This is a genomic window from Arthrobacter liuii (assembly GCF_014639275.1).
GTDB lineage: Bacteria > Actinomycetota > Actinomycetes > Actinomycetales > Micrococcaceae > Arthrobacter > Arthrobacter liuii.
Map to the genome: position 1 here is coordinate 44,770 of NZ_BMFW01000008.1, position 25,600 is coordinate 70,369.

Genomic DNA, 25,600 nt, shown 5'->3' on the forward strand with positions numbered 1-25,600 from the left:
CAGGTGCTCGGCTAAACGGCGGGAACGGTGGCATTCCGCACACGCTGGCCCAGTTTTCGAGGCACTGGCCGCGGAAGCCCGTGGAGTTGCCGCCGATTGGTGCGGATAAAGTGGGCCAGTGTGACGCAGCGCTACCGCTATGAGTACGGTGAGGACCCCAGCCAGTGGGGCGAGCTTTTCCTGCCCGATCCTCCGGCAGGCGGAATGCATCGGGGCGTGGTGGTGGTGATCCACGGCGGCTACTGGCGCTCGCAGTACGGCGCCGAGCTGGGCGAGCCTCTGGCCAAGGACCTGGCTGACCACGGGATGGCGGCATGGAACCTGGAATACCGGCGCGCGGGCAACGGCGGGGGCTGGCCCGGCACCTTCCTGGACATCCTGGCGGGCATCGACAAGCTCGCCGTGCTCGCGGAGCCGCACTCGCTGGACCTGGGCAAGGTGGTGGCGCTTGGCCACTCCGCCGGCGGCCATTTGGCGGTGTGGGCCGCGGGCAGGGACCGGCTGGGTGATCTGGGCCTCCCGGACTACAGCCAGGTGGAAGATGGTAACGACGGCGTCCGCCTCACCGGGGTGGTGAGCCAGTCCGGCGTCCTCAACCTGGCCGAGGCCGAACGCCTCCGCCTCAGCAACGGTGCGGTGGCCAACCTGCTGGGCGGGCCGCCGTCGGAATTTCCGGGCCGGCACCGCTTGGCCGACCCCATGGCAGCGCTGCCGCTGGACATTCCTGTTTACGCCGTCCACTCGAAGGATGATGTGGATGTGCCGCTGAGCATGTCCACCACGTACGTGGAGGCGAGCAGTTCCGGACCCACGCCGGCGGAGCTGGTGATGGTGCCGGGGGACCACTTTGCGCTCATCGATGTCACGTCAGAGGCATATCTCAGGTGCCGGGACCTGATCCAGGAGCTTCTGCGCTGACACGAACTGCTGGCGACGGCCTCTTTCTGGCAGAGTATGACCATGCTCACAGTGATCGGTGAAGGCCTTGTTGATGTTGTCCAGCGTGCCTCCGGAATCCAGGCCCACGTGGGCGGCAGCCCGCTGAACGTTGCGGTAGGCCTGGCGCGGCTGGACCACCCGGTGCAGTTCATTGGCCGCTACGGCCGGGATGCCTACGGGGACTCGGTGGCGGCACACCTGCGAGCAAGTTCTGTCATGCTTCCGCTGCCGCCTGACGAGCTGCCCACCAGCGTGGCCACTGCATTGATTGACGACGACGGCGCTGCAACCTACACGTTCGACCTCGCCTGGGAACTCCCCAGCATGGCGGATCGGCTCGGCTTCATGTTGCAGGGCACCACGCTGCTGCACACCGGGTCCATTGCCACGATGCTGAAGCCCGGCGCCACCGAGGTGCTGGCCGCCGTCGAATACGCCCACCCGTCCGCCACCATCAGCTTCGATCCCAACTGCCGGCCGAGCATCATTACAGACGTGGACTACGCGCGGCGGCAGGCGGAAAAGTTCGTCACGCTTTCGGATGTGGTCAAGGCGTCGGACGAGGACCTCGCATGGCTATACCCCGGGCAGGACGTGCTGGACTCGGCGCGGAAGTGGCTGGCCCTCGGCGGGGAAGAGGGGCCGGCGATGGTGGTAGTGACCCGCGGCGCAGAGGGGCCGTGGGGCGTCTGCCGCGCCGGCGAGGCTTCCGTTCCTGCGCCCAAAGTAGATGTCGCGGACACCGTGGGGGCTGGGGATTCCTTTACGGCGGCGCTGCTATCGGGCCTGGTGGACCGGGAGCTTGACGGAGCCCAGAACCGCCAGGACCTGCGTGACCTTCCGGCCGAGGGCCTGGCCGAACTTCTTGAGCACGCTGCCCGGGCGGCGGCTGTCACCGTGTCCCGGCCCGGGGCCAACCCGCCGACACGGGCGGAGTTGCACGGGACTGGAAAGGAAGCCTAAGGCGGAATCGATTGCTCCGTAAGTGTCCTTTTTGGGGGCCCAAAACGGCAGTTACGGAGCAATCAATCAGCGCAGGACTACTCCTTGCCGAGTCCCGCCGCTGAGGTCTTCTCGCCCGAGACGCTGTTGAGTGCCCGCAGGTCGAAGATCCCGCTGATGTCGGCCTGCTTGGTGGTGCCCGCAGTAACGCCGTCGGCCAGGAGCTTCTGGTAGGTCCCGGCCAGCGGGTCCACCGTGAACACGATGTTCTTCAGCGACCGGTCGAAAACGTCGGCCTTCAGCTCGGCGCCGGCAGCTTCCTTGAGTGCTGCATTGATGACCGTCGCCTTTTCCGCCGCGGAGGCACTGTTCAGCCACTCAATCGACTTCACGTGGCCCTTCAGCAGTGCCTTGACGGTGTCCGGATGGTCGGCGGCGAACTTCTGGTTCACGATCAGGATGGTGGTGGGGAACTCGCCGGGCTTGCCGGAGAGCGACCCGTCCCAGAGGTCCTTCTCATCCACCAGGACCTTGGCGCCGGCTTGGAGCACCAGGCGCGAGGCCCACGGCTCAGGCAACCACGCGCCGTCGAGCTTTCCATCCTGGAAGAGCTTCAGGGTCTGGGCGTTCTCGGTGGGGTTGATGGCGACGTCGCCGCTGCCGTCCACATTGGTCTTGTACCCCTGGGATGAAAGCCAGGCGCGGAGGGCCACGTCCTGCGTGCCGCCAAGCTGCGGCGAAGCAAGTGTCTTGCCTTTCAGGTCTGCGGCGGAGCTGATCTCCGGCTTGACCACCAGTTGGGCGCCACCGGCGGCAGCGCCGGCGATGATGTTGACGGATTGGCCCTGGCTCTTCACGAAGGAGTTGATGGCCGGATTCGGGCCGATGTACGTGGCATCGATTGCGCCCGCATTCAGCGCTTCGATGGCTGCGGGCCCTGCGTTGAACACCTGCGTGCTGAGCTTGGTACTGCCCAGCGCATCCGCAAGGAAACCTTTCTTGATGCCCACCAGGGCCGGGGCGTGCGTGACGTTCCCAAAGTAGCCGAGCTTCAACTCGGCGGCGGGGTTGCCGGACGTGGCAGTCTCCTGCGTTGCTGCCGGGGTACCGCTGTTGACGGCGGAGGCGACGGCGGCGCCGCCACCAATGAGGGCCAGCAGTGCGGCGGCGACGCCGATCTTCAGGCCCACGGCGCGCTTGGGTTTCGTTGCTTCGCCGGCGACGATGCGGGTTGAGCCTTGCTGGTTCTGCGGATTCTTGTCCTGCGGATCTGTCATGGGGAATTCCTCTGCTGGGGCGGATGCTGAGACGAGATTACGGACCGCCCATCGGCCCCACAATCGTTCTTGTCGCAGTGGTTCACGCGGCGACGCGAACGCTCAACCCGGCGTCGCAGGGCGTTAAAAATCGTCGCAGGACGTCTTTGTTCGGTGGTGTTATGCGCGCGGCGCTAGCCGTAAGTACCCATCAGCAGGTGCCAGCCCTGATTCGTCCGGCGTGATGATGGGTAAGTAGGCGGCGTGGGGGCATTAAAAAACTAATCAAGGAGACATCATGTTGCTTTGGATCGCCATTATCATCGCCGTTCTCTGGCTTCTCGGACTGCTCGCGAATATCGGCGGCGGGCTCATCCACATACTTTTGGTTGTTGCAGTGATCGTCCTCATCATTCACTTCGTCCGTGGCAGGTCCCGCGTCTAAATTCGGGAAGGCACCGCCGCTGGCCACTGGGCCGGCGGCGGGCCGCCGAAGGGCTTCAGGCGGCCCTGACCAGCGGGAGCTCCTCCCAGTGCGTGGTGTACCGGGGTGAGCGCATGTCGCGTTCCATGGTCCAGTCGAGGCCGGACTTGATGCCGGCGTGCCCCAACCCGATGGACCCCGGCCCGAAGCGACGGCTCACGTCGTCCTCCAGCAGGGGACCGATGCCGCGTTCTTCGTACCGGTTCTCGAACGGCTCCACTGGCGGCTGGTTTCCGGTGGACCGTTTCCGGTGGACCGCAGGTCGGTGAGCACCAGGCCTGCTCTGGCGCGCGTGAGTCCGCCCCGGATGCTGGGCAGGAGCGCGTGCGCCGCCCTTGTGAGCAGGAGTGGATCCGCCGTGGGCATGGGCAACGAAACGCACACGGAGGGATAGGCCTGTTCGTGCTGCCTGAAGGGGGAAGTGGCAGCGAACGCCGTCTGGACTTTCGCCTGCACCCCGTGTTCGGAGAGCCTGGCGCTCGCCCGCTGCCCGTAGATGCTGAGCACCTCCCGCACCCCGGCAGCCGTTGTCGCCGGGGTGGCAAATGAGTGCGAAAAAATCAGCTGGTCGCGGCCGATGCGTTCCTCCTTCACGGGAATGCACGGCGTGCCGCTGATCGACGAAAACAAACGCCTGGAGGAGCGGCTGGCACGAGCACACGGCGCCGCCGTGCGGACGGCTACAAGGAGTTTGAGGTGTTTGTAAGGGTCTGGCTGCTGAGCTTGTCGAGCAGGTAGGTCTCCTCTGCGTCCGTGAGGCCGGAGCCGAGCTTGTCCGCTGAGGTCAGTGGGAGCTCGCTTGTGAGGATATCGGCGAGCGTGACGTGAAGAGCACGCAGTGCTAGGCCAGCTTCGACGGCTCGCGCGTTCGAGCGGGCATTCAGGCCGTACCAGTCACGGTCCGCCAACCACAACGGCAGGGACCGTTCACCCGACCACTGGTTCACGCCTTCTTCCAGGAGCCATTGTTCCGGTGCGTTGACTACAGGGCCTTCATGGTGCGCCACCAACCGGGCAGTCTCGATGTGCTCCGGAAACGGGACCGGGTCGCCGCCGGCGTTGAAAATCCCACTAGTCTTCTCTTCCGCGAGGTGAACGAGCCAGGTCGCGAGATCCCGAACATCGATCAGTGCGGTCGGAAGCTCGGGGTATCTTGCACGAGGACTTCACCGGCGTCATTAGAGGGCGCCGCGAACCGGCGAACCCAGTATGTGGTTCGTCCGGAAGGGTCTCCGGGACCACCGATGAGTCCAACACGAGCTAAGACGCCACGCTCGGCGCCGGAAGCCTCGAGGACGGCATTTTCGCAGGCCACTTTAGCGGGCCCCTAGTCATCCAGGGTACTTATTCGGTCGGCCTCGAGTGGAGGCAGACGCTCCGGGTCCTCGTCGGCGCCCGTATCTTCCTGTGAGGCGTAGACGTTGACCGAGGAGACGAAGATGTACCGCTCCGCGACATCATGAAGGTCCCGAACCGCACGACGAACGTGGAACGGTTGCCGCGCGACATCAATGACCGCATCCCACTGTTCCGCTGAAACCGCGGCCAAAGCCTTGTCATCGTCACGGTCAGCGCGAACAAAGGTGGCTCCGGCCGGGACTCCCTCACCCCGAGCCAAACATGTGACCTCGTGCCCCGACTCCACGGCAGTCTTAGCCACCGTGTATCCAAGCCACGCCGTTCCCCCAAGCACAAGAATTCTCATGCTGGGAGCCTTCCAGCCAGTACGTCCTGAGGCACTAGCTTTCGCTTTCAGCACAACCCTTCCCGCGCAGCGGAACGGCCGCACGTGATGTCCGTAAGCCGGTCCGCCACCGGCAGCTATTCCGTCCGTCAAAGACAGGTGTCTTCGCCGTAGAATGTACGACCTGAAAAGAGAGGCCCGCGCCGGGAGCTCATGGGTATATACGTTCGATACAGTTCAGTGCAGCGCCGGCGACTGACAACTGGCAGCCCACGTAGACTTACAGGATGCGGCTGGTTGCAAGCGATATTGACGGAACGATCCTTGGGCACGACGGAAAAATCAGCCCCCGCACCATCCGCGCCTTCCACGCCTGCCGGGAAGCCGGCGTCGAGTTGGTGTTCGTGACCGGCCGGCCGCCGCGGTGGCTGCACCCCCTCGAGGAACAGCTCGGCCATACCGGCCGCGTGATTTGCTCCAACGGCGCCGTGGTCTGGGACCTCGAAGCGGACCGCCTGGTCTCCGCCCGCGCCCTGGCCATCGACACCGTCCTGGAGGCCCGCCGCATCATCAAGGCGCTCCGCCCGGCTGCGCTGTTCGCCGCGGAAACGCTCACCGGATTCCACCTTGAACCGGGCTTCATCGAAAACGAATCCAGCGAACTGCTCGCCGAATTCACCCCGGCGCCGCTGAAGGACACACTCACCAGTGACGACTCCGTGGTCAAATTCCTTACCATCGTCCGCGACGGCACACCCGACGACTTCCTTGCCGAAGTAGCGCCCGCCGTCGAACACCTGGCCGCCGCCACCCACTCCTCGCCCGGCGTCGCCATGCTCGAGCTGTCCCTGCCCGGGGTAAACAAAGCCGTCACGCTGGCTGAATACGCGGGTGCACTGGGCATCGACGCCGCCGACGTGGTGGCCTTCGGCGACATGCCCAACGACATCGAGATGCTCCGCTGGGCTGGCCACGGCTATGCCATGGCCAGCGGCCATCCGGAGGCCATCCGCGCGGCAGGGCAGCAGGCGCCGCATTTTGACGACGACGGCGTGGCCCAGGTTTTGGAGGCCAGGCTCGCCTCCTTCGGCGTCCAGTTTTCCTGAGTCAGGTAGCCCCCAACCTCACAGCTGGCGCTCACCTGGCGTTTACCTTTCCTCCGTAGCGTGAAGCGTGGAGAGCAGCCGGCTCTCCCGCAGGCTCATAGGGGGTAACGATGGCAAAGAACGTCAAGCAGCACGCAGCCGATGCACCGCTGCGCACGGCAACGCCCGCTCCACACTGGAAGCAGCTGCGCCAGGGCGACCGCGTCCGGGTCCTGTTTTCACCGGGGTTCGAGGCAAGCGGCGTGGTGGATACCATCACGCCGGACCATACGGCCGTGTGGATACACCTCGACGGCGGCCGCGGCCGGACCCTGCTGCACTGCGGCGACGGCGTGGACATTGTTCCCTGCGGGGAGACCGCCTGCGGCGACTGACATCAGCATCTGACGGCGTGGGCCGATCCAGGCGGGTACGCTCGCACTGTGACCCTGCCCTTCTTCCAGCACCCCGACGACGCCGGGCGGCAGCTTCCCATCGCCATGGCCCACCGCGGGTACTCGGCTGAGGGCCTGGAGAACTCCATGGCCGCGTTCCGCGCTGGCGTCGAACTCGGCTTCCGCTATCTCGAGACAGACGTGCACACCACCGCCGACGGCGTGCTGCTGCTCTTCCACGACGAAACCCTGGACCGGGTAACCGACGGCAGGGGCAGGGTGGCGGAGCTCCCGGCCGCCGACGTGGCCAAGGCGCGGATCAGCGGCCGCGAGCCCATCCCCACGTTCGACGAGCTGGTCACCGAGCTTCCGGAGGCCCGGCTGAATTTGGACGTCAAGGACTGGAGTTCTGTCTCCAGCACCGCCGCCGCCATCGAGCGGCACCAGGTGCACCACCGCGTGCTGGTCACCAGTTTTTCCGACCGCCGACGGCGGGCGGTGCTGAAGCTGCTGAGCCAGCCGGTGGCGTCCTCCGCTGGAGTTGCCTCGAATGCCCTCTTCACCTTGCTGGGCCCTGTGCTGCCACGGCCGGTCTTTGAGCGGCTCATGCGCCGCGTGCTCCGGGACGTGCACGCGCTGCAGGTTCCCGTCCGCTATGGACGGGTCCCCGTTGTCACCGCCGCTTTCGTCCGGCGGGCCCACGCCCTTGGCCTGGTGGTGCACGTGTGGACCATCAACGATGCAGGCGAAATGCACCGACTCCTCGGCCTCGGCGTGGACGGGATCGTCACGGACCGGGCGGACCTGCTCCGCGACGTGCTCAGGGAGCGCGGCCAGTGGCCCCAGGGGCCGGATGCCCCAGGCCCGCGCGCTGAGGCGCCCGGGCGCCAAGGGCCGCCTGGCTAGCCCCGGCCTGTTTCGGTGGGCGCAGTGGCGTCGCCGGCCAGGCCGCCGTCGTCCGCCCTGTCGTTGTCCGTTTCATCCGCGTCCCCGCCCAGCGGACTGCTGGAAACCGGGGCCGGAGCGGCGCCTGTCTTGAGGCCGGGTGCCTTCTTCTTCTCCGCCTCCATCGCGTTCGACCCTTCACTCAGCGACGAGTGCACTTCCACGTCGCCATTGGGGTCCGCGGGGTCGGGCACATCCGTTTTATCCGTCGGCTTGGATGTCCCGGCCAGGTCCTCCATGGCGTTTTCTGCTGCCTTGCCGATGCTGTCGCCGATTCCCATGTGACTGCTCCTTCCGACATCGCATGCCGGCGCCCCAGCGGCATACCGGCCCTGCTCCTCCAGAATTATCAGCATGCTTACAATTAGTCCAGTGCTGGGGAAACGAGCCGCAGCCGGAGAGGAAGGAAAAGCACCATGAGCACTTACCATCCGGAAAATGACCCCGCGAACCCCGACCGTCCCGGAAAGGACGAGGTTGGCGCCGCCCAGCCCCACCTGGCGGAACAGCGCAGCAAGGAGTCGGCCGGCTCGCCGAACCCGGACCCGGCGGAAGGCAACGTCACCGGCCTGGAACCGGGCGGGGGAGTACCCCCTGGCGAGACGCCGCCGGCTGAGGGCCAGATGAGCAGGGACCAGGGCCACTCCGAGTAGCGGCTGGTATCCAGCGGGGCGGCGTGCATGCAGCCCGCCGCCCCGCTGACCCCGAAGCCAAGATTCAGGAAGACTCTTTGCCCTGGGAGGCGCCTGGCGATTCGCCCGGGGCCGCCAGGTGGCGTTCCAGGCCGTCCATGTCCAGCCGCGTGTTCCAGCTGGCCCAGTCCATGGGGCGTACCGACGGCCGGCCCAGCAGGTAACCCTGGCCGGCGCTGATGCCCAGTTCGGTGAGGACCTTCAGTTCGCCCACCGTTTCAATGCCCTCAGCGACCAGCGTGATGCCGACCTGGTCGGTGAAGTCCACCAGGCAGGAAGCCAGCGCTCGCTGGAGCCCGTCCTTGTCGACGTCACCGATCACGTTGCGGCCCACCTTGAGGAAATCCGGCCGCAGGTGGATCATGCGGCTGAGCGCTCCGGCGCCTGGGTGCGTGTCATCGAGGGCGATCCGCAGCCCCTTTTCCCGCAGCGGGTTGATCGCGGACAGGAACTGCAGGTATTCCTCTTCCGGGATGTCCTCGGTTAGCTCCAGCACTACCCGGTGGAGGGGGAGTTCAATGTGGTCGAACAGTTCCGGCAGCCGCGGGTCCATGCAGGACGTGGGCGAAATGTTGAGCGACACGTAAAGGTTTTCGGGCAGGTCCCGGGCGGCCGCGGCAGCGGATCCCAGTGCCGAGAACTCAAGGTTTGCGCCAAGGCCTACGGCCGCTGCCTCGGCGAACCACAGCTCGGCGGCGGCGCCGTCATCGCTGACGAAGCGGGACAGCGCTTCCACGCCCACCACCGTCTTGCGTTCCAGCCCGTAGATAGGCTGGAACGCGGTCATCAGCATCTGGTTGTCGAGCAGGGCGCTGATCCTCGACATGCTGCGGATGGCGTCCAGCTGCTTGGCAAACTGCGGCGGCAGGGCGGGCGGTGTTAGGCGCATGTAACTGGTGGTTTCCAGCGCCTCCAGCGTGTTGGCGTCGCTGCGCCGGGTCTCGAGAAGATACTCCAGCAACGCGCGCTCAGGCACGCCGGGATTCTCATCGAGGCTGTTGCTCAGCCGCTGCCGGACGGCGGCTCCCGCAGGATCCGTATCCGCCAGCAGGGCGGCGATAACTCCCCATGCCTGTACCCGAACCGACATTAGCAACGCCCCCAGTCGACGAAGTAATGACCCCATGGCCCAATAATGTTCAAATTTCCAAACGCCTTATAAAAGTACGGTGCTGCCAACCTGATTTCCGCGGCGGCGAAAACCCGGACACCGCACGCTGATCGTATAACGGCAGCAACAAAAGTGCAGTAGTTTTTTGCGCTAAGGGTTAGCGCTTTCCTGCTGGTCAGCCAACAGTTCCGGAATCTGGTCCGGAGGAACGGGGCGGCTGAAGTAGTAGCCCTGGGCGCTGCTGCAGCCCAGGGCGCGCAGGATTTCCGCCTGCTCCGCCGTTTCAACGCCCTCCCACACTGCTTCCAGGCCGCACGCCCGCACCAGCTGCAGCACCGCCGCCACCAGGGCCGGCTGGCTGGGGTCTGTCTCAAGCCCGGTGATCAGCGACCTGTCCACCTTCACCCGGTCCACCGGCAGCCGCCGCAGGTAGCTGATGGAGGAGTACCCGGTGCCGAAGTCATCAATTTCGATGCCCACGCCCAGGCCGCGGAGGCCACCGAGCGAATACCGGTCCAGCTCGTTGCCTTTGACGATTGCCACTTCCGTCAGTTCCAGGACAACCTGTTCGGGTTTGACGCCGGTCTCCTGGAGCGTGTTCCGCACGTCCTCGATGAACTGCAGGCTCTGCAGGTCGGTGGCGGAGATGTTGATGCGTACGGAGAACCTGCTGTCCACCAGGGACGCATCGATCCAGGCCCGCAGCTGCCCCACGGCCGTCCTGAGCACCCACAGGCCCAGCTCCGAGATCAGCCCCGCCTCTTCTGCAAGGGGAATGAACTCGTCCGGCATGATGAAGCCGCGGGTTGGATGGTTCCAGCGGACCAGTGCCTCCACGCCCTCGATCCGCCCCGTGCTGAGTTCCACCACCGGCTGATAGTGCAGCGTCAGCGCGTCATCCTTGATGGCAGCCCGCAGGTCGTCCACCAGTTGGCTTCGGAGCCTCCTCATCAGCAGCAGTGCGGGCTCGAACCGGTGCAGCCTGTTCTGCCCTTCGGCCTTGGAGGCGTACATGGCAACGTCCGCCTCCATCAGCATGTCTTCGGGGCTTTGGCCTTCACTGCCCACGCTGAGTCCGATGCTGGCACCGCAGCGCACGCTGCGGCCGGGGAGCTCGATGGGTTCGTTGAGGGAGGCCAGGATGCGGTGCGCCACGATGGCTGCCTGGTCCGCCGACGCCGACGGCATGACGATCGCAAATTCGTCGCCACCCAGGCGGGCGACGACGTCGGACACGCGCACGGCGTTCCGGAGCCTTTCGCCCACGGTCACCAGGACCTGGTCGCCGGCCGTGTGCCCGAGGCTGTCGTTGATGGATTTGAACGCGTCCAGGTCGATCAGCAGGATCGCCGGGCCTTCTTCCGTCGGCTCACCGTCCGCTCCGGCGCGGGCGTCCAGGGCGGTGCGAAGGGCCTCCAGCAGTGCGGAACGGTTGGCCAGTCCCGTCAGCGGGTCCTGCATGGCCATTTTCTGCATCTCGAGGTGAGCCTTATGCAGGAGTTGGGTCCGGACCTGGACCCGCTGCTCGAGTTCTTCATAAATGATCTGCAGGTCCTCGGCCAACAAATTGGTGCCCATGATGATCGCGTCGAGCTCGTCCCGCGCGGGTGAGACCTCTATCCGGGAGGTGAGGTCGCCGGAGGCAAGCCGGACAATGCCTTCCAGCAGCTGCGAAAGCCGGGGGTCGTCGTCGGCAAACATGGCCAGTCCTCCTTCGGCGCCTAGTTAACCTGGATGCGGTCAGTGCCGAGGGGAAGGCTGACGGTGACCGTAGTCCCGGCACCCAGGGTGGAGGCGACGTCGATCCGGCCGCCGTGTCGCTCCACGATATCCTTCGAAATGGCAAGGCCCAGGCCTGTCCCGGGGATTGCTCCGGCCATGGCGTTGGAGGCCCGGTAGAACCGGGTGAAGACATGGTCCACCTCGTCGCTCGAGATGCCGATGCCGGTATCGGCAACCCGCACGGTGGCCCACTTGGAGCCGTCCGCCGCTGCGTGGGATTCGCTGCCCACCTCGATCCGTCCGCCGCTGGGAGTGAACTTGATGGCGTTGGACACGAGGTTGGTGAACACCTGCTGCAGCTGCACCTCATCGGCAAGGATCTCCGGATCCTCCGGAACCGGGTCCACGTCGATGGTGACGTTTTGCAGCGTGGCCAGCGGGCGCAGCGCCGCGGCCACCAGGTCCAGGGTGCGTCCCAGGCGCACCGGAGCCAGCTGCATCCCGGCATTGTCCAGGCCGCCGCGCGAGACACTCAGCATGTCCTCGATGAGCGTCCTGAGCCGTTCGGTGTTGCGGACCACGATGTCCAGCATCTGGTGGACCTCCCGGGACACCGGGTGCTCGGTGCTTTCCTGGATCATGTCCAGGTACGCCATGATCGAGGTCAGCGGAGTGCGCAGCTCGTGGTTCACGGTGGCCAGGAAGTCGGTCTTCGCCTTGTCGAGTTCCCGCAGCTGCTTCACCACCTGCTGCTGGCTGCTGATCAGGTGGCTTTGGATGAGCCCGTACGCGGCGTTGCCTGCCACGTGCTGGATGAGGCCCAGTTCAGCGCTGGACCAGGTCCGTGGCCGGTCCATCATGGCGATCCAGATGATGCCAAGGGAGGAATTTCCTTCGCCGATGGGCACCGCCAGCGTCGAAGCCGCCCCCGCGACGGCAGGGGCCGGCTTATCGGTCGCCCGCGCCTCGGCTTCGTTTCCCTCGGCCGACAGCGTCTCCGTCCCCGCCCAGAGTGCGTCGGCCGTGGCGCGGGCTTCTTCCTCGCCGGGAAGGGCGTCCGGGGGCAGCTCCGCCAGGCCCGGCCCGTGCCATTCCGCCGTGATCGCCGGGACCCGGTGGTCCTCAAAGGTGATCAGGACAACGTGGTCGGCCCTGAAGGTCCTGCCGAACCCGGAAACGACGTGGTTGGCGATCTCCTGGGGATCGTTGGTGGCGCGCACCGCGGCAGAAACCTCACGCAGCTGCTCGCGGAGCCCCTCCGCCTCCTGGCGCGAGGCGCGGCGCCGGGACACCTGCTCGATGAGGACGGACGCGCGATGGACCAGCTCTTTGGGCGCCGAGGGTTTGGTGATGCAGTCGTGGACGCCGGGCGGGTTGGCGGCGGCGATCTCCGCTGGGTTGTCCAGGTCCAGCACCACCAGGACGGGCGCCGTGGATTGGACCCCGGACAGAGTGGACTGGACGCCGGACAGGGAGGCGTCGGCGACGACGACGGAGGGCTCGCCGGCGCCCAGCAACGCTGCCAGGTGGTCGGCGTCGGCCGCTTCCAGGACGGTGTACCCGGCGTCCCGCAGGGCCTGTGCGTTGCGGGCCAGCCGTCCGGGCTGGGGGTCGGCAACGACGGCGGTGCGGGGCAGGCGCGCGTCACTCGGCACAGCCGTCACAGTGCTCCCTTCCCTCCCAGTTGAGTACATTCTAGGGGGACGCAGGCCGCGCGGGTCCACAGCGGGTGCGCGTGCAGTAACACCGCTCCGTTCGGGTTCCGCCTCCGCGCCGACATGGGCGTCGGCGCGCCGTAATGTAGCCCAAGGTGCAACGGGTGCCGGGGAGGGAACATATATTTGAGCCGTGCCCTCTCCAACAACGCCGCCGCGGTCCACCTGGCAGAAGTACCTGATGATCCCCAGGCTTGTCAGGCTGTCACGGAGAGCGCCGAAGGACCGGCACCAGGCATGGGACACGTACTGGGCCGGTATCACCGCCACGGGACCTGGCGGCGAAGTCCTGTGGGACTCCGGCAGCGACCACGAGTTCCTGGGCTACAAGGACAGCCTCCTGCGCCATCTGGACCCGGCCCTTCCCGTAGTGGACACCGGCTGCGGCCATGGCAGCTTCACCCGCGCGCTCGCCGGGATTTTTCCCCGTGTCATTGGCGTGGACGTCTCACCACACGCAGTTGCCAGGGCACGGGCGGAGTCCGCGGTAAGCGGCAACGCAGCTTTTGCCGCACGCGACATGACGGCTGAGGGTGCCGGTGCAGCCCTGGCAGAATCCATCAACGCGGGTGTTGACGGGGCCAACGTTTTCATCCGCGGCGTACTGCATGTCCTCGACCCGGCCCACCAGATAGCGCTCGTCGAAAACCTGCGTCTCCTCGCCGGCCGCCGGGGCACCGTCTTCATGGCGGAAACCAACTTCCAGGGCAACCCGGTGGAGTATGTGTCCCACCTCGGCGCAACCACCCGAGGCATCCCCGCGCCGTTGGAACTGGCCATCCGAGGGCTCCCCATGCCGGGTCACTTCGGCCCCGAAGAACGCGAACGTGCCTTCCCGGCGTCGGCCTGGGACCTCCTTGAAGACGGCCACGTGGCCATCGAAACCAACCCCGTGACGGGCGTGCCGGGGCAGGACCGCGTGCCCGGGTATTACGCGGTGGTCCGCCCGCGCCGGTAGGTTGCCGCAAGCTACTGTATGGTCCCACAGGCTTTTCCCCTAAAGCCCGCAGGCTGTCCGCAGAGTACCCTCCCTTCTCCTTGACAGCGGCCCGATCCAGAGGCTCCATGGTACGTAGACTTAGGAGTCAGGAGGGCTGCCGTGGCAGAAGGCAAAGGCAACAAGACCAGCGAAGCGGACGACATCAGGGGCAGGAACTTCATTTACCAGGAACAGCGCAGCGACGGCACCCAATCGGATTTCTTCCGGTTGGAGAATCCCAACCGGCAAGACGCCTAAGCCGCACCCGCGCCACGTTCGGCCGCCACCGGATCACCCCCGGTGCCGATGCAGCGACCGCCGGCGCAAGACCTACAGGAACTATCATGAGCAACCTCATTCCATCCGGCGCACTCCGCCGGATGCTGCTTCCCCCCACCTACGGGCGGCACGTAACCCCGGACACTGAATTCACCATTCTGTCCGTGGAAGTCTGGGCATCAGGGCTGGTGGTCAACGTCCACCTTCCCTCAGATGACGCTCCCGAGCCCCGGCTGAAGCTCCAGGACCACTTCGGCACCGAATACACCCTGCAGGAATCGGCCACTGTCGGTTCGCGCAACCTGCAGGTGTTCACCCCGTCGGTGCCGCCGGGCACCAGGAGCCTGACCATCAGGTCGGCGCACGACTCCGACGGCCGGCCTGTAGTTACCTTCGCGGTACCGCTGATGGCAGTGGAGGGCGACGAAGGCGCGAATGCGCCCCGCCGGCAGGCCCCTGCAGCCGCGAACGACAAGCCGTACCAGCCGGAGCTCCGCCGTCCAGCCTGAACTGCAGCCAGCCTGGCCCACCACTCCAGCCTGGCCCACCACTCCAGCCCGACCTGCCAGCCAAGCCTGAACTACCTGACCGCCTGACCTACCGAAAGGCCCGCCATGCCGGACACCAGCGACTTCAAGCCCACCACTGCCATCGTCACCGCCTCCGATTCCGGGATCGGCAAGGCCACCGCCGTGGCGCTCGCCCGCGCCGGGATGGACGTGGGCGTCACGTGGCATTCCGATAAGGAGGGCGCGGAAGGGACTGCCGAAGAGGTCCGTGGCCTGGGACGCAAGGCAGTGGTCCGGCAGTTGGACACCACCGAACTCGGCGCCGCGGCGGCGGTCATCGACGACCTCGCCGAGGAGCTGGGCGGGCTGGATGTGTTCGTCAACAATGCGGGCACGGGTGCCAGCACCAGGTTCCTGGACATGGGCATCGACGACTGGATGCGGATCCTGGATACAAACCTGAACGGCGCGTTCGTCTGCCTGCAGGCAGCGGCAAGGCGCATGGTCAAGGGCGGCAGGGGCGGCCGGCTGGTGGCGGTGTCCAGCGTGCACGAGTTCCAGCCCCGCGTCGGCTCCTCCGCCTATGACGCTTCAAAGCACGGGCTGGGCGGCCTGATGAAAACCCTCGCCCTGGAGCTGGGCCAGTATGGCATCACCGCCAACACCGTGGCCCCCGGCGAGATTGCCACGCCAATGACCGGGCAGGAGGACCAGGATCCGACGACGACGGAACGGCCTGGGGTGCCGCTTGGACGGCCGGGCCACGCGCGGGAGATTGCGGACGTCATCGCGTTCCTCGCGTCGCCCGCCTCCAGCTATGTGACGGGCGCGGCCTGGGTGGTTGACGGCGGGATGCTGCAGATGGGCCCGCAGGCGGGTTCGCACATCACCGGCAACGACTGGCGCGAGGCTTAGGCGTCAAGCCCTGAACCGGGCTCATGCCGGTGAGGGTGCCGGTCATACGGTCCGCATTCCGGATTTGGCAAGCGCTTTCCCCAGCCGTGCTGGCATGATGGAGCGCATGCGCATTCTTATCGCTCCGGATAAATTCAAGGGGTCCCTCACGGCAGCCGAGGCTGCCGCCGCCATCGCCGAAGGGGCGCTGCGGGTGTACCCGGACGCCGTTGCCACCCAGTTCCCCATCGCCGACGGCGGGGAGGGCACCCTGGAGGCGGCCGTGGCGGCAGGCTACGACGAGCGGCTGAACGCTGTTGTGGGGCCAATCCTCGCGCCACTCGGCGCCGCCTGGGCCATCCATAAGGCCGGTAGCGGCAAGGTCACGGCGGTGATCGAGACGGCGCAGGCATCCGGCCTGGCTGAGATGGAGCCCACCCCCGCAAACGCCCTGCGCGCCCACAGCTACGGTTGCGGCCAGCTCATCGCCGCTGCCCTGGATGCCGGCGCCACCGAGATTGTCCTGGGCCTGGGCGGATCAGCCATGACGGACGGCGGCAGCGGCGCGCTGCGTGCCCTCGGCCTGAAGCCCCTGGACTCGGCAGGCAACGTGGTGCCCCTTGGCGGGGGTTCCCTGGCTGACGTTGTCGCTTTGGACACCAGCGGGCTGGACCCGCGGCTCTCCGCCACCAGATTCCGCATCGCCGTCGACGTGCGCAACCCGCTTTACGGGCCGTCCGGCGCCGCGCACGTTTTCGGCCCGCAAAAAGGAGCGGACCAGGACAGTGTGGACATGCTCGACGCCGGGCTGCGCAACTGGGCCTCGGTGCTGCGGGAGGCAACGGGCCGGGACGTGAATGTCCCCGGTGCCGGCGCCGCCGGCGGCTTCCCGGCGTCGTTCCTTGCCTTCACCGGCGCCACGCTGGAAGGGGGTTTCGCGCTGGTGGCCGGGCTGACGGGCCTGGCTGACCAGCTGGACCAGGCGGACCTGGTGATCACCGGCGAAGGATCCATGGACTCGCAGTCGCTCACCGGCAAGGCGCCCATCGCGCTGGCGGACGCGGCCCGCGAACGCGGCATTCCTGTCATTGTGGTGGCCGGCAGGATCCTGGTGAGCCTTGAAGACCTCGCCGGGCACGGCGTGGTTGCCGCGGCGCAGCTGCTTGATGTGGCATCGAGTCCGGAGGACGCCCTGGCGAACGCCGGCAAGTACCTGGCCTGGGCAACAAGCCAGGTACTCGAAGGGGCCTAGCCGACGATCGTGGTGTTGCGGGCCATCCGCGCCTGGCCTGCTGGATTGGACTGCGCCTTCAAGCGCCGGTTTCGTAGTGGGGTTCTGCAACAGGCTTTGATTCCGGGGACCCCTTCTCGCGGAGGTAGACCGACGCGCCCACCAGGACCCCGACGGCCAGGAACTCGCTCTGCCAGTTCTGGAAGGACTCGAACCAGAAGCGGCTGGTGCCCAGGTACTGCAGGAAACTGATGGTGGGCTGGTTGTGGCCTTGCTGGTCCTGGTTGTACTCGCCCCACGCCACCGGCAGCATGCAGCATGAACGATCCAAGGAACAGTGCGAACAGCAGGATCGAGAGCGAGTGTTCGTACACTTTGAGCACCACGCCGCCCCGCCGTAGCGGCCAGGGCGTGGCCCTGCTGAGGTTGGCTTCGCGCGGGTCTGCGTCCTGCGGCGCCTTCTTGCCCATTTGCGCATGTCTTACTCCTTCTCCGACGCGGGCGGCAGGATCTTCCCGGTGGCCCGCTTGTTCAGCCGAAGCGGAACGAACACCAGCATGACCACCATGACGCCCAGCAGTGCGCCGCCGGCGGTGATCCCGGCCGAACGTCCGGCGGCAACGTCGAACACCAGGGCGGCGGTTCCCGCGCTCAACAGCGCAATGCCACCCAGGGCAATCTTGGTGATGGTGTCGGCGCTGGACACCAGTGTTTCCTTGAGCCGCTTCCGGAAGAGCCGCCGGTGCACACTGACCGGAAGAAGGATGCAAGCAGTGGTCAGGGCTGCGATCACCACGTTGGTGAGGTAGAGGCCAACCTCCCAGTCATCCAGCTTTTCGAACCGCTGCTGGAACGGCAGCGTCAGCAGGAAACCGGCCAGGATCTGCACCCCCGTCTGGAGCACGCGCAGTTCCTGCAGGAGTTCCGCCCAGTTGCGGTCAAGCTGCTCCTCCCGGGTCTCATTCCGTCCCGTCCCGCCCGTGTAGTCCTCAATGTCGGACATCGGCCCTCCTTCCTCTACCGTCGCGGTCCTGGCCTTCTTTCTACTCCTGCCGTGCCCAGAAACAAGGCCGGCCGTTGCGCCGGGTACAACATTTGATAAGTTTACTGATTATTACCCGGAGCGGTGGACTTGGTCCTCCGCCCGGGATAGCTTCGAAGGGCCGGAGCATGACTGAGTTCTTTCCAACCGACACAGGTCAACCGACACAGGCAGGCGGACGATGAGCGACACGGAAAAGCAAACGGACCAGCCAAGGGATCCGCGAGGCGGCTACCACTCCGGTCCGTTCCCGGAGCAGGAACAGAAGCAGCCCGGGCTCACCGCGCCCATGGATCCCAAGCCGGACCACGGGGAGCTCAGCTACGAGGGGCACGGCAAGCTCGAAGGCAAGGCAGCACTAATCACCGGCGGCGACTCCGGGATCGGCAAAGCTGCGGCGATCGCCTTCGCCCGGGAAGGGGCCGACGTCGCCATCTCCTACCTGCCGGAGGAGGAAGACGACGCGCAGGACACCGCAGAGTGGATCCGGAAAACCGGTCGCCGGGCCCTGCTGTTTCCCGGTGACGGGCGGGAAGAGGAGTTCAGTACCCGCATCGTGGAGGAGGCCGTCTCCGAATTCGGCCGTCTCGATGTCCTGGTGCTGAACGCCGCCTACCAGAAGAACCGCGAGAGCCTGGAAACCCTCCCCACCGAGGAGTTCGACCGGGTCTTCCGCACCAACCTGTACTCGCTGCTGTGGTCCGCGCGTGCAGCCGTACCGCACCTCAAAGCCGGCGCCTCGATCATCACCACGGCCTCCATCCAGGCCTTCAACCCTTCGCCGGGGCTCATCGACTACGCTATGACCAAGGCGGCGCAGGTAGCATTCACAAAGGCCCTGGCCCAGGAGCTCGGCCCCAAGGGGATCCGTGTCAATGCGGTGGCACCGGGGCCCATCTGGACCCCATTGATTCCCGCCACCGAGTGGCCGGACAAGCTTCCCTCCTTTGGACAGGACACTCCGCTGGGGCGGGCGGGGCAGCCGGCGGAGCTCGCCGCGGCCTACGTGCTGCTCGCTTCGGAGGACGGCTCGTACATTTCCGGCGCAGTCCTTCCGGTCACCGGCGGCAAGGGGCTTTAGGCGGGGCCGCCTGCGCAGGACAACGCAGGACAGTCAAGGCAGAATCACAAGACCAGCAACATCGGCAACGCACAACAGGAGGAAGCATGACGCAGGAAAACCAGCAGGCTGAACCCGAGACCGCCCCGGGCGGCTACGGCACCCCCACCGCCGAGCAGGAAGCGGCCGGGACCCAGGGCGGCCAGGGCCAGCAGTCCAGCGGCGGCGCGTCGTCGGGTGGCGCCGACACCAACGAACCGCAGTCGGGAACGGGCCAGGACCCGGTCGCCCACGACATGGACCTCCCCTCCAGCGCCGCCGAAATCGATGAGTCCAATGACGATTCCCAGGGGTCGGCGCCGGTTTCCTCGGAGTCAGGCCAGGAAGCCACGGGCATCCCGGACGGCAGCGGAAACGACCTTCCGCAGGAGGAATCGCCCAATGACGACGACGAGAGCTTCGACGCCGGATAAGGCATCCCGACTTACAGGCCCCCGTTTCCACTGCCCGGCCGGCAGCCGAAGCGGGGGCCTTCGCCGTTCCTGGGTCCCCATCCCGTGGACCCACGCCTCCGGACCGCGCAGCCGGCATACATGACGCCCGGCTGGGTACGGAACAAGCGAAACCAAATCGCCGGAACAGGCAGCAGCAAGGGACTTCGTGCTGCCCCGGCGCCGATATCGACACCAGGGAGGCGGGGCTGTGGGCGGCAGATCTTCGGAGCAGTGGGCGCGGCAGCAGGACCGGCCGGACACGGTGGCGGTGGACGTCCTGGTGCCCACGTGCAACCGGCCCGCCGAACTCGCCGTCACTCTTGCGGGACTTGCCGCACAGCATGAACCCGCGTTCGCCGTCGTCATCAGCGACCAGTCAGCGGGGCAGCCCGCGTGGGAGCACCCTGCTGCCACGGCGATGGTGCGCGTACTGGAGGCGCAGGGACGGCCGGTTTCGTTGCTCCGGCACCTGCCGCGGCGGGGACTGGCCGAACACCGGCAGTTCCTGCTGGACCAGTCCACCGCGGACCAGTGCCTCTTCCTGGACGACGACGTCTGGCTGGAGCCGGGTGCCCTGGAGCGGCTGAGCCAGGCCCTCGAGGAGCTGCAGTGCGGTTTTGTGGGAATGGCGCCGCAGGGCCTGTCCTTCCTGGATGACCCCAGGCCGGAACAGACTGCCACTTTCGAGGCCTGGGACGGGCCGGTAACTCCCGAGCGCATCCGTCAGGGAGCCCCGGGTTTCGAGCGCTGGCCGCTGCACAGCGCCGCCAACCTCAGCCACATCAGTGCCGAACTGTCGCTGCGGCCGGGACAGTGGGTGCCCTATCGCGTGGCGTGGCTGGGCGGCTGCGTGCTGTACCGCAGGGAGGCACTTAACGACGCCGGCGGGTTCCGTTTCTGGAGCAGCCTTCCGGCCGACCACGCAGGCGAGGACGTCGTGGCGCAGTGGCAGGTCATGGAGCGGTGCGGCGGGGCGGGCATCCTGCCCTCCGGGGCGGTCCACCTGGAATCACCCACGACGGTCACGGACCGGCAGGTGGAGGCTCGCGACGTGGTCCTGAGTGAGGGCCCTGCCTGACCAGGGCCTCGTGGCGCCCTTAGTGGCCGCGTGCCGTGGGCGCGTCGAGCGGGTACGCCACGTAGGCGAAGCGCTGGGAATCCGGCGACCAGCTGTTGACGTTGAGCGTGCCCTGGCCGCCGAACACGGGCCACGTGTGGAGCGGCGAGGTCCAGTCGCGGGTTGAAACAAGCACGACGTCGACCGGCAGGTCTGCCGGATGGCCCCGTGTTCCCGAGGGAAAGCGGACGTAGCTGGCCAGGCGGCCGTCCGGGGACAGATGCGGGAACCAGTCAACGGTAGTGCTGCTGACGAGCCGCTCGAACTGGCTGCCGTCCGGGCGAACCCGGGCAAGTTGGGCGTGGCCCGGATCCGTGGTGAATGATTCCGTGTTGAGGTACAGCCATATTCCGTCCGGGGAATATTCCGGCCCGTCACAGTGCCCTTCGCCTACAGCCACGACTTCGGGCTGGCCGCCGGCTGCCGGGACGGTCTTGAGCCGGCCGGGTTGGCTGAAGTCGCCGCCTGCAATGTCCACGTAGGCGAGCCGGCGCCCGTCGGGACTGACGCCGTGGAGGAAATGGAACGACCCGTCGTCGCCCGTGATCCTGGTGGCCTGCCCGCCCGCAAGGGGCGCCCGGTAGATATGGCCGTCATCACCCGACAGGAAAATGGCCGTGCCGTCCGGATCCAGGACATGGTCGTTGTTCAGGTCCGGGGCGCCGGCGAGCGGAACCTCGCTGAGGGAACCGCCCGCCAGGTCGAACCTCCACAGCCTGCCATCCCCGTTGAGGATCAGCGCACGGCCGTCGAGCGTCCAGTTAGCCGCTTCCAGGAGCCTACTGCTGGTGGAGTAAACCAGCTCCCGTTCGCCGGTCAACGAGGCGATCCAGACCTCGCATTGCTGGCCCGCTTGAAGGGTGCGCATGCGTGACGGTCAGTCCTTGCTGCTGAACGCGGCGTCGAAGCTGGTCTGGGAGGCGGGGAAGTCGTACTTCTTCAATGCCTCCAGGGCTTCGGGGGCGCCGTGGAGGCGGTCCATGCCGGCGTCTTCCCATTCGATGCTTATGGGGCCGTCGTAGCCGATGGCGGACAGCGCCCGGAAGGACGCTTCCCAGGGGACGTCGCCGCGGCCTGCGGAGACGAAGTCCCAGCCGCGGCGGGGGTCACCCCAGGGCAGGTGGGAGCCCATGACGGTGTTCCGGCCGGTCTGGCGGACCTTGGTGTCCTTGCAGTCCACGTGGTAGATCCGGTCCTTGAAGTCCCAGATGAAGGAGACGGGGTCGATGCCCTGCCACATCATGTGGGACGGGTCCCAGTTCAGGCCGAACGCCTCGCGGTGGCCGATCGCTTCGAGGGTGCGGACGGTGGTCCAGTAGTCGTAGGCGATTTCGGAGGGGTGGACTTCGTGGGCGAAGCGGACGCCGTTTTCGTCGAAGACGTCCAGGATGGGGTTCCAGCGGTCGGCGAAGTCCTGGTAGCCGGCGTCGATGACTTTTTCGGGGACGGGCGGGAACATTGCCACGTACTGCCAGATGGAGGAGCCGGTGAAGCCGACGACGGTGTCCACGCCGAGGGCCTTGGCGAGCCGGGCGGTGTGTTTCATTTCCTCCGCGGCGCGTTGGCGGACGCCTTCGGGGTCGCCGTCGCCCCAGACCTTGGAGCGGACGATGGCCTGGTGGCGGAAGTCGATGGGGTCATCGCAGACGGCCTGGCCGGTGAGGTGGTTGGAGATGGCCCAGACTTTGAGGTTGTACTTGTCCAGGATTGCGAGTTTGGATTCGACGTAGCCGGGTTCGTCCCAGCGCCAGGCGTCCAGATGGTCTCCGGAGACGGCGATTTCCAGGCCGTCGTAGCCCCAGCCGGACGCGAGCTTGGCGACTTCTTCGAAGGGCAGGTCGGCCCACTGGCCGGTGAACAGGGTGAAGGGGCGGGGCATGTGGGGGTCCTTAACTGATGGGCGGCGCCGGTGGCGGATGCTAGTGGCGGACGACGGTGAGGGTGCTCTTGTTGGCAGCGGATTCCTCCACGGCGTCCAGGACATACTGGACGTTGAGTCCTTCTTCGAACGACGGCGAGGGCTGGGTTCCGTCCTTGATGGCCAGCAGGAAGTCGCGGACCTGGTGGGTGAAGGTGTGTTCCCAGCCGATGATGTGGCCCTGCGGCCACCACGCGTCCAGGTACGGGTGCTCGGGTTCGTTCACCAGGATGCGGCGGAAGCCCTGTTCGCGGACGGGAAGGGTGGCGTCCAGGAAGCCCAACTCGTTGAGGTTTTCGAGATCGAACAGGAGGCTGCCCTTATCGCCGTAGACCTCGATCTGGAGGGAGTTCTTCCTGCCGGTGGCCACCCGGGAGACCTCCACCGAGGCGATTGCCCCGGAGGTGAGGGACAGCGTGGCCCAGGCGGCGTCGTCGACCGTTACGTCCTCGATGCTGTCCTGGCCGGGGCGGCGCTCCACGAACGTGTGGAGCCGGCCGCTGACCTCGGTGACCTGGCCGCCCAGGAGGAAGAGGACCTGGTCGATGGCGTGGGAGGCGATGTCACCCAGGGCCCCGGAGCCTGCGGTTTCCTTCCGCAGCCGCCAGGTCATGGGTGCCTGGGCGTCGGCGAGCCAGTCCTGCAGGTATGCCGCGCGGACGTGCCGGACCGTGCCCAAGCGTCCTTCGGCGATCAGTTCCCTTGCCAGAGCCAGGGCCGGGACCCTGCGGTAGTTGAAGCCGATCATGGACTGCACGCCCTTGGCCCGGGCCTTGGCCGCGGCGGCGGTCATGAGTTCGGCCTCGGCAAGGGTGTTGGCCAGCGGCTTTTCCACCAGCACGTGCTTGCCCGCTTCCAGCGCCGCGACGGCGATCTCGGCGTGCATCCAGCCCGGGGCGCAAATGTCCACCACGTCGATGTCATCGCGGGTGATCACCGTGCGCCAGTCCGTTGCTGATTCGGCCCAGCCGTACTTGGCAGCGGCCTCGGCCACGGCACCGGCGTCCCGGCCAACGAGGACCTTCTGCTCGAAGGCCGGGACGTCGAAGAAGCTGGCCACATTCCGCCACGCGTTGGAGTGGGCCTTGCCCATGAAGGCGTAGCCAATGGCGGCTACGCCCAACGGGCGGGAGGCCGGGGGTTCTGACGGGTGTGCGGGTGCGGTCATGATGCGTTCCTGCGTGCTTCCTGCTTGCTGGATTACGTGCTGGATTAGAGGGTGGCGGTTTCCGGCGCCCAGTCCTCGGGGAGGGCATGGGAGGCCGGGGCCGAGCTTTCGACGTCGACGAACGTGCCCGAATCGACGGACTCCGAGATGGAGACCATCGTGTCCAGGACGTGGTAGGCCAGTTCACCCGTGGCACGGTGCGGAAGGCCGGCGCGGATGGAGCGGGCCATGTCCAGGACGCCCATGCCGCGGCCGTTGGCTGGCCCCGTGGCGGGGACGTCGGTCCAGTCCTCGTCGCCGGCACGCCAGAGCTTGATGTCGCCGGTGAAGTAGTTGGGGTCGGGCAGCGAGAGGGTGGCTTCGGTGCCGGTGATTTCCACGAATCCCATGCGGGTGCGCGGGGACTCGAACGAGAAGACGCTGTGCGAGGAGGCCCCGGACTCGAACTGTGCCATCGCCGAGACGTGGGTGGGCACCTCGACGGTGAACTCCTCGCCGGCCTTGGGGCCCGAACCGATCACCCGCACGTCCTTGGCCTTGGATCCGACGGCGGCCACCTTGCGGATGGAGCCGAAGGCCTGGACCAGCGCGGTGAGGTAGTACGGCCCCATGTCGAACAGCGGTCCGGCGCCGTGCTGGAACAGGAACGCAGGGTTCGGGTGCCACGACTCCGGGCCGGGGGTCTGGAACATGGTCATGGCCGTCAGCGGGGTGCCGATGTCGCCGCGCTGGATCAGGCGCAGGGCGGTCTGGATCCCGGCGCCAAGGAAGGTGTCCGGCGCGCAGCCCAGGCGGATGCCGGCTGCGTCGGCGGTCTTGAGCAGGCCCAGCCCGGACTCCCGGTCCAGGGAGAACGGCTTTTCCGTCCAGACGTGCTTGCCCGCGTTGACGGCCGCGGTGGCCACTTCCACGTGGGCGGCGGGGATGGTGAGGTTGACGATGATTTCGACGTCGGGGTGGTTCAGCGCCTTGTCCACCCCGCCCCACTCGGGGATGCCGTACTCCTTGGCACGGGCCTCGGCGGCTTCCTCGAAGAGGTCGGCAATGACGTGGACCTTGAGGTCCGGGAAAGCGGTGAGGTTGTCCAGGTACTGCTTGCTGATTACGCCGGCGCCAATGACGCCGACGCCGACCGGGCCGCTGCGGGACGGCTTGGCTGCGGGGGTGCTCATGCGTTGGCTCCTTCGGCGGCAGTGTTGTTCTCCAGGAAGGCCAGGGACTGGGCGATGCCCTCGAAGATGTCGCCGGCGTAGTCATCGAACTCCACCACGCCCACCTCCAGCGACTTCGCGGCAGCAATAACGTCCATGACCGGGACGCTGCCCTTGCCCGCCGGCTGCTGGGCCTTGTTGTCCTTGTTCAGGGGGCCGTCCTTGATGTGGATGAATTTCACCCGGTCCCCCAGCCTGGCGAGGAGTTCCACGGGGTCCTGGCCGCCGACGGCCGCCCAGTAGGTGTCCACTTCCAGGACCAGTTCGGGATCCAGCAGGGACTCGAAGTACTCCAGGGCGGTGCGGCCCTCGATGGTGGACTCCAGTTCCCACGCGTGGTTGTGGTAGCCGACGCGGATGCCGTACTCCGCACCTTTTTTGGCGGCGGCATTGAGCTTTGCGGCGGTGGCCTGGATGTCTTCGGCCTTCTGCCAGTGCTCGGCAGGCAGGAACGGGTCAATGACCGTGGCGATGCCCAGTTCCTTGGCTGCGGCGAAGATTTCGTCCTGGTCCTGGCTCATCAGGGGCGCGTGGCCGGTCGGCGCGGTGATGCCGTTCTCCTTCAGGGCCGCGCCCAGTTCCTTGGCCGTGGCCACGAAGTTGTAGGGCTCAACCTGGGTGTAGCCGATCTCCGCCACCTTCTTGATGGTGCCCGGAAGATCCTCGGCGATGGCATTGCGGAGGGTGTAAAGCTGCAGTGAGTAGGACATGGGTTTTCCTTAAGCGGT

The 25,600-nt window shown here is 66.8% G+C and carries 29 protein-coding genes and 2 pseudogenes; 15 read left to right on the forward strand and 16 right to left on the reverse strand.

All coding sequences use genetic code 11. The annotated features are described in order from the left end of the window. The first annotated feature begins 120 nt into the window (after positions 1–120). Together IEW19_RS10670 and IEW19_RS10675 are read left to right on the forward strand one after the other, a co-directional pair. A complete protein-coding gene (locus tag IEW19_RS10670) occupies positions 121–918 on the forward strand; it encodes an alpha/beta hydrolase (protein WP_188571609.1) in 798 nt (265 codons plus the stop codon). 42 nt (positions 919–960) lie between these two features. Continuing rightward, positions 961–1,902, forward strand: coding sequence for a carbohydrate kinase family protein (locus IEW19_RS10675; RefSeq protein ID WP_188571610.1), 942 nt, complete (start codon positions 961–963; stop codon positions 1,900–1,902). A 77-nt stretch (positions 1,903–1,979) separates the two neighbouring features. On the opposite strand, the gene IEW19_RS10680 is transcribed toward IEW19_RS10675, so the two are convergent. Beyond that, positions 1,980–3,158 (reverse strand): ABC transporter substrate-binding protein, encoded by a 1,179-nt coding sequence (locus IEW19_RS10680; RefSeq protein WP_188571611.1) that lies wholly within the window; start codon positions 3,156–3,158, stop codon positions 1,980–1,982. 277 nt (positions 3,159–3,435) lie between these two features. Between IEW19_RS10680 and IEW19_RS10685 the strand changes: the two genes are divergently transcribed. Further along, positions 3,436–3,582 (forward strand): lmo0937 family membrane protein, encoded by a 147-nt coding sequence (locus IEW19_RS10685; RefSeq protein WP_110543403.1) that lies wholly within the window; start codon positions 3,436–3,438, stop codon positions 3,580–3,582. A 55-nt stretch (positions 3,583–3,637) separates the two neighbouring features. On the opposite strand, the pseudogene IEW19_RS10690 reads toward IEW19_RS10685, so the two are convergent. The 3 genes and pseudogenes from IEW19_RS10690 to IEW19_RS10700 form a co-directional block, all read right to left on the reverse strand. Continuing rightward, positions 3,638–4,236: pseudogene (locus tag IEW19_RS10690) on the reverse strand (DUF4113 domain-containing protein); the annotation flags it as partial. Between the two features lie 65 nt (positions 4,237–4,301). Continuing rightward, the gene (locus tag IEW19_RS10695) at positions 4,302–4,628 is read right to left on the reverse strand and encodes a hypothetical protein (protein WP_188571612.1); all 327 of its coding nucleotides are present in this window, start codon (positions 4,626–4,628) and stop codon (positions 4,302–4,304) included. 320 nt (positions 4,629–4,948) lie between these two features. Next, positions 4,949–5,326, reverse strand: a complete 378-nt coding sequence (locus IEW19_RS10700; RefSeq protein WP_188571613.1) for an NAD-dependent epimerase/dehydratase family protein — start codon at positions 5,324–5,326, stop codon at positions 4,949–4,951. Between the two features lie 266 nt (positions 5,327–5,592). Here IEW19_RS10700 and IEW19_RS10705 point away from each other — a divergent pair, with 266 nt between their 5' ends. The 3 genes from IEW19_RS10705 to IEW19_RS10715 all read left to right on the forward strand — a co-directional run bounded on the left by IEW19_RS10705 (position 5,593) and on the right by IEW19_RS10715 (position 7,691). Then, positions 5,593–6,411, forward strand: a complete 819-nt coding sequence (locus tag IEW19_RS10705) for an HAD family hydrolase (protein WP_188571614.1) — start codon at positions 5,593–5,595, stop codon at positions 6,409–6,411. Between the two features lie 110 nt (positions 6,412–6,521). Beyond that, positions 6,522–6,785, forward strand: coding sequence for a hypothetical protein (locus tag IEW19_RS10710; protein WP_188571615.1), 264 nt, complete (start codon positions 6,522–6,524; stop codon positions 6,783–6,785). Positions 6,786–6,833: 48 nt separating this feature from the next. Next, the gene (locus tag IEW19_RS10715) at positions 6,834–7,691 is read left to right on the forward strand and encodes a glycerophosphodiester phosphodiesterase family protein (RefSeq protein ID WP_188571616.1); all 858 of its coding nucleotides are present in this window, start codon (positions 6,834–6,836) and stop codon (positions 7,689–7,691) included. Here the strand turns inward: IEW19_RS10715 and IEW19_RS10720 are convergent. Further along, complete coding sequence (locus IEW19_RS10720; protein ID WP_188571617.1) at positions 7,688–8,011, reverse strand: hypothetical protein; 324 nt, start codon at positions 8,009–8,011, stop codon at positions 7,688–7,690. The genes IEW19_RS10715 and IEW19_RS10720 overlap by 4 nt on opposite strands. Before the next feature lie 135 nt (positions 8,012–8,146). Between IEW19_RS10720 and IEW19_RS10725 the strand changes: the two genes are divergently transcribed. Then, the gene (locus tag IEW19_RS10725; RefSeq protein ID WP_188571618.1) at positions 8,147–8,383 is read left to right on the forward strand and encodes a DUF6480 family protein; all 237 of its coding nucleotides are present in this window, start codon (positions 8,147–8,149) and stop codon (positions 8,381–8,383) included. 64 nt (positions 8,384–8,447) lie between these two features. Here IEW19_RS10725 and IEW19_RS10730 read toward each other — a convergent pair whose 3' ends face one another. The 3 genes from IEW19_RS10730 to IEW19_RS10740 form a co-directional block, all read right to left on the reverse strand. Continuing rightward, positions 8,448–9,512, reverse strand: a complete 1,065-nt coding sequence (locus IEW19_RS10730) for an EAL domain-containing protein (protein WP_229748427.1) — start codon at positions 9,510–9,512, stop codon at positions 8,448–8,450. Positions 9,513–9,683: 171 nt separating this feature from the next. Beyond that, complete coding sequence (locus IEW19_RS10735) at positions 9,684–11,234, reverse strand: putative bifunctional diguanylate cyclase/phosphodiesterase (RefSeq protein ID WP_188571619.1); 1,551 nt, start codon at positions 11,232–11,234, stop codon at positions 9,684–9,686. 20 nt (positions 11,235–11,254) lie between these two features. Continuing rightward, positions 11,255–12,919, reverse strand: coding sequence for an ATP-binding protein (locus IEW19_RS10740; RefSeq protein WP_229748428.1), 1,665 nt, complete (start codon positions 12,917–12,919; stop codon positions 11,255–11,257). 232 nt (positions 12,920–13,151) lie between these two features. On the opposite strand from IEW19_RS10740, the gene IEW19_RS10745 reads away from it, so the two are divergent. The 5 genes from IEW19_RS10745 (at position 13,152) to IEW19_RS10765 (ending at position 16,883) form a co-directional block, all read left to right on the forward strand. Continuing rightward, the gene (locus IEW19_RS10745; protein WP_188571701.1) at positions 13,152–13,928 is read left to right on the forward strand and encodes a class I SAM-dependent methyltransferase; all 777 of its coding nucleotides are present in this window, start codon (positions 13,152–13,154) and stop codon (positions 13,926–13,928) included. A 141-nt stretch (positions 13,929–14,069) separates the two neighbouring features. Continuing rightward, a complete protein-coding gene (locus IEW19_RS10750) occupies positions 14,070–14,207 on the forward strand; it encodes a hypothetical protein (protein WP_188571621.1) in 138 nt (45 codons plus the stop codon). Between the two features lie 86 nt (positions 14,208–14,293). Continuing rightward, positions 14,294–14,737 (forward strand): hypothetical protein, encoded by a 444-nt coding sequence (locus IEW19_RS10755; RefSeq protein ID WP_188571622.1) that lies wholly within the window; start codon positions 14,294–14,296, stop codon positions 14,735–14,737. Between the two features lie 105 nt (positions 14,738–14,842). Continuing rightward, a complete protein-coding gene (locus IEW19_RS10760; protein ID WP_188571623.1) occupies positions 14,843–15,652 on the forward strand; it encodes an SDR family oxidoreductase in 810 nt (269 codons plus the stop codon). A 106-nt stretch (positions 15,653–15,758) separates the two neighbouring features. Next, on the forward strand, positions 15,759–16,883 hold the full coding sequence (locus tag IEW19_RS10765; RefSeq protein ID WP_188571624.1) for a glycerate kinase: 1,125 nt from the start codon (positions 15,759–15,761) through the stop codon (positions 16,881–16,883). Between the two features lie 58 nt (positions 16,884–16,941). On the opposite strand, the gene IEW19_RS23490 is transcribed toward IEW19_RS10765, so the two are convergent. The 3 genes and pseudogenes from IEW19_RS23490 to IEW19_RS10775 form a co-directional block, all read right to left on the reverse strand. Continuing rightward, on the reverse strand, positions 16,942–17,175 hold the full coding sequence (locus IEW19_RS23490) for a DUF6766 family protein (RefSeq protein WP_229748429.1): 234 nt from the start codon (positions 17,173–17,175) through the stop codon (positions 16,942–16,944). Positions 17,176–17,212: 37 nt separating this feature from the next. Next, positions 17,213–17,332, reverse strand: a pseudogene (locus IEW19_RS24125) (DUF6766 family protein); the annotation flags it as partial. A gap of 11 nt (positions 17,333–17,343) precedes the next feature. Then, positions 17,344–17,865, reverse strand: coding sequence for a DUF6328 family protein (locus IEW19_RS10775; protein ID WP_188571625.1), 522 nt, complete (start codon positions 17,863–17,865; stop codon positions 17,344–17,346). Positions 17,866–18,085: 220 nt separating this feature from the next. On the opposite strand from IEW19_RS10775, the gene IEW19_RS10780 reads away from it, so the two are divergent. From IEW19_RS10780 to IEW19_RS10790, 3 genes are all read left to right on the forward strand, one after another. Then, complete coding sequence (locus IEW19_RS10780) at positions 18,086–18,985, forward strand: SDR family oxidoreductase (RefSeq protein WP_188571626.1); 900 nt, start codon at positions 18,086–18,088, stop codon at positions 18,983–18,985. An 86-nt stretch (positions 18,986–19,071) separates the two neighbouring features. Further along, the gene (locus IEW19_RS10785; RefSeq protein WP_188571627.1) at positions 19,072–19,437 is read left to right on the forward strand and encodes a hypothetical protein; all 366 of its coding nucleotides are present in this window, start codon (positions 19,072–19,074) and stop codon (positions 19,435–19,437) included. Between the two features lie 229 nt (positions 19,438–19,666). Next, a complete protein-coding gene (locus IEW19_RS10790; protein WP_188571628.1) occupies positions 19,667–20,536 on the forward strand; it encodes a glycosyltransferase family 2 protein in 870 nt (289 codons plus the stop codon). A 19-nt stretch (positions 20,537–20,555) separates the two neighbouring features. On the opposite strand, the gene IEW19_RS10795 is transcribed toward IEW19_RS10790, so the two are convergent. From IEW19_RS10795 to IEW19_RS10815, 5 genes are read right to left on the reverse strand one after another with little or no spacing between them, the layout of a single operon-like run. Further along, entirely contained in the window at positions 20,556–21,443 is an 888-nt protein-coding gene (locus IEW19_RS10795; protein ID WP_188571629.1) for a TolB family protein, read from the reverse strand. A 9-nt stretch (positions 21,444–21,452) separates the two neighbouring features. Beyond that, positions 21,453–22,454, reverse strand: a complete 1,002-nt coding sequence (locus IEW19_RS10800) for a sugar phosphate isomerase/epimerase family protein (RefSeq protein WP_188571630.1) — start codon at positions 22,452–22,454, stop codon at positions 21,453–21,455. 40 nt (positions 22,455–22,494) lie between these two features. Further along, positions 22,495–23,661, reverse strand: coding sequence for a Gfo/Idh/MocA family protein (locus IEW19_RS10805; RefSeq protein ID WP_188571631.1), 1,167 nt, complete (start codon positions 23,659–23,661; stop codon positions 22,495–22,497). A gap of 44 nt (positions 23,662–23,705) precedes the next feature. Continuing rightward, positions 23,706–24,833: a Gfo/Idh/MocA family protein gene (locus IEW19_RS10810; protein ID WP_188571632.1), complete on the reverse strand. Its 1,128-nt coding sequence runs from the start codon at positions 24,831–24,833 to the stop codon at positions 23,706–23,708. Next, entirely contained in the window at positions 24,830–25,582 is a 753-nt protein-coding gene (locus IEW19_RS10815; protein WP_188571633.1) for a sugar phosphate isomerase/epimerase family protein, read from the reverse strand. Before IEW19_RS10815 ends, IEW19_RS10810 begins: the two co-directional genes overlap by 4 nt. Positions 25,583–25,600 lie beyond the last annotated feature (18 nt).

What these genes read in the sequence shown, in the direction of transcription:
- IEW19_RS10675 (WP_188571610.1), top strand. Translation starts at nt 961, where the DNA reads ATGCTCACAGTGATCGGTGAAGGCCTTGTTGATGTTGTCCAGCGTGCC.
- IEW19_RS10680 (WP_188571611.1), bottom strand. Translation starts at nt 3,158, where the DNA reads ATGACAGATCCGCAGGACAAGAATCCGCAGAACCAGCAAGGCTCAACC.
- IEW19_RS10685 (WP_110543403.1), top strand. Translation starts at nt 3,436, where the DNA reads ATGTTGCTTTGGATCGCCATTATCATCGCCGTTCTCTGGCTTCTCGGA.
- IEW19_RS10700 (WP_188571613.1), bottom strand. Translation starts at nt 5,326, where the DNA reads ATGAGAATTCTTGTGCTTGGGGGAACGGCGTGGCTTGGATACACGGTG.
- IEW19_RS10705 (WP_188571614.1), top strand. Translation starts at nt 5,593, where the DNA reads ATGCGGCTGGTTGCAAGCGATATTGACGGAACGATCCTTGGGCACGAC.
- IEW19_RS10710 (WP_188571615.1), top strand. Translation starts at nt 6,522, where the DNA reads ATGGCAAAGAACGTCAAGCAGCACGCAGCCGATGCACCGCTGCGCACG.
- IEW19_RS10720 (WP_188571617.1), bottom strand. Translation starts at nt 8,011, where the DNA reads ATGGGAATCGGCGACAGCATCGGCAAGGCAGCAGAAAACGCCATGGAG.
- IEW19_RS10725 (WP_188571618.1), top strand. Translation starts at nt 8,147, where the DNA reads ATGAGCACTTACCATCCGGAAAATGACCCCGCGAACCCCGACCGTCCC.
- IEW19_RS10730 (WP_229748427.1), bottom strand. Translation starts at nt 9,512, where the DNA reads ATGTCGGTTCGGGTACAGGCATGGGGAGTTATCGCCGCCCTGCTGGCG.
- IEW19_RS10735 (WP_188571619.1), bottom strand. Translation starts at nt 11,234, where the DNA reads ATGTTTGCCGACGACGACCCCCGGCTTTCGCAGCTGCTGGAAGGCATT.
- IEW19_RS10745 (WP_188571701.1), top strand. Translation starts at nt 13,152, where the DNA reads ATGATCCCCAGGCTTGTCAGGCTGTCACGGAGAGCGCCGAAGGACCGG.
- IEW19_RS10755 (WP_188571622.1), top strand. Translation starts at nt 14,294, where the DNA reads ATGAGCAACCTCATTCCATCCGGCGCACTCCGCCGGATGCTGCTTCCC.
- IEW19_RS10760 (WP_188571623.1), top strand. Translation starts at nt 14,843, where the DNA reads ATGCCGGACACCAGCGACTTCAAGCCCACCACTGCCATCGTCACCGCC.
- IEW19_RS10765 (WP_188571624.1), top strand. Translation starts at nt 15,759, where the DNA reads ATGCGCATTCTTATCGCTCCGGATAAATTCAAGGGGTCCCTCACGGCA.
- IEW19_RS23490 (WP_229748429.1), bottom strand. Translation starts at nt 17,175, where the DNA reads ATGCTGCCGGTGGCGTGGGGCGAGTACAACCAGGACCAGCAAGGCCAC.
- IEW19_RS10775 (WP_188571625.1), bottom strand. Translation starts at nt 17,865, where the DNA reads ATGTCCGACATTGAGGACTACACGGGCGGGACGGGACGGAATGAGACC.
- IEW19_RS10780 (WP_188571626.1), top strand. Translation starts at nt 18,086, where the DNA reads ATGAGCGACACGGAAAAGCAAACGGACCAGCCAAGGGATCCGCGAGGC.
- IEW19_RS10785 (WP_188571627.1), top strand. Translation starts at nt 19,072, where the DNA reads ATGACGCAGGAAAACCAGCAGGCTGAACCCGAGACCGCCCCGGGCGGC.
- IEW19_RS10795 (WP_188571629.1), bottom strand. Translation starts at nt 21,443, where the DNA reads ATGCGCACCCTTCAAGCGGGCCAGCAATGCGAGGTCTGGATCGCCTCG.
- IEW19_RS10800 (WP_188571630.1), bottom strand. Translation starts at nt 22,454, where the DNA reads ATGCCCCGCCCCTTCACCCTGTTCACCGGCCAGTGGGCCGACCTGCCC.
- IEW19_RS10805 (WP_188571631.1), bottom strand. Translation starts at nt 23,661, where the DNA reads ATGACCGCACCCGCACACCCGTCAGAACCCCCGGCCTCCCGCCCGTTG.
- IEW19_RS10810 (WP_188571632.1), bottom strand. Translation starts at nt 24,833, where the DNA reads ATGAGCACCCCCGCAGCCAAGCCGTCCCGCAGCGGCCCGGTCGGCGTC.
- IEW19_RS10815 (WP_188571633.1), bottom strand. Translation starts at nt 25,582, where the DNA reads ATGTCCTACTCACTGCAGCTTTACACCCTCCGCAATGCCATCGCCGAG.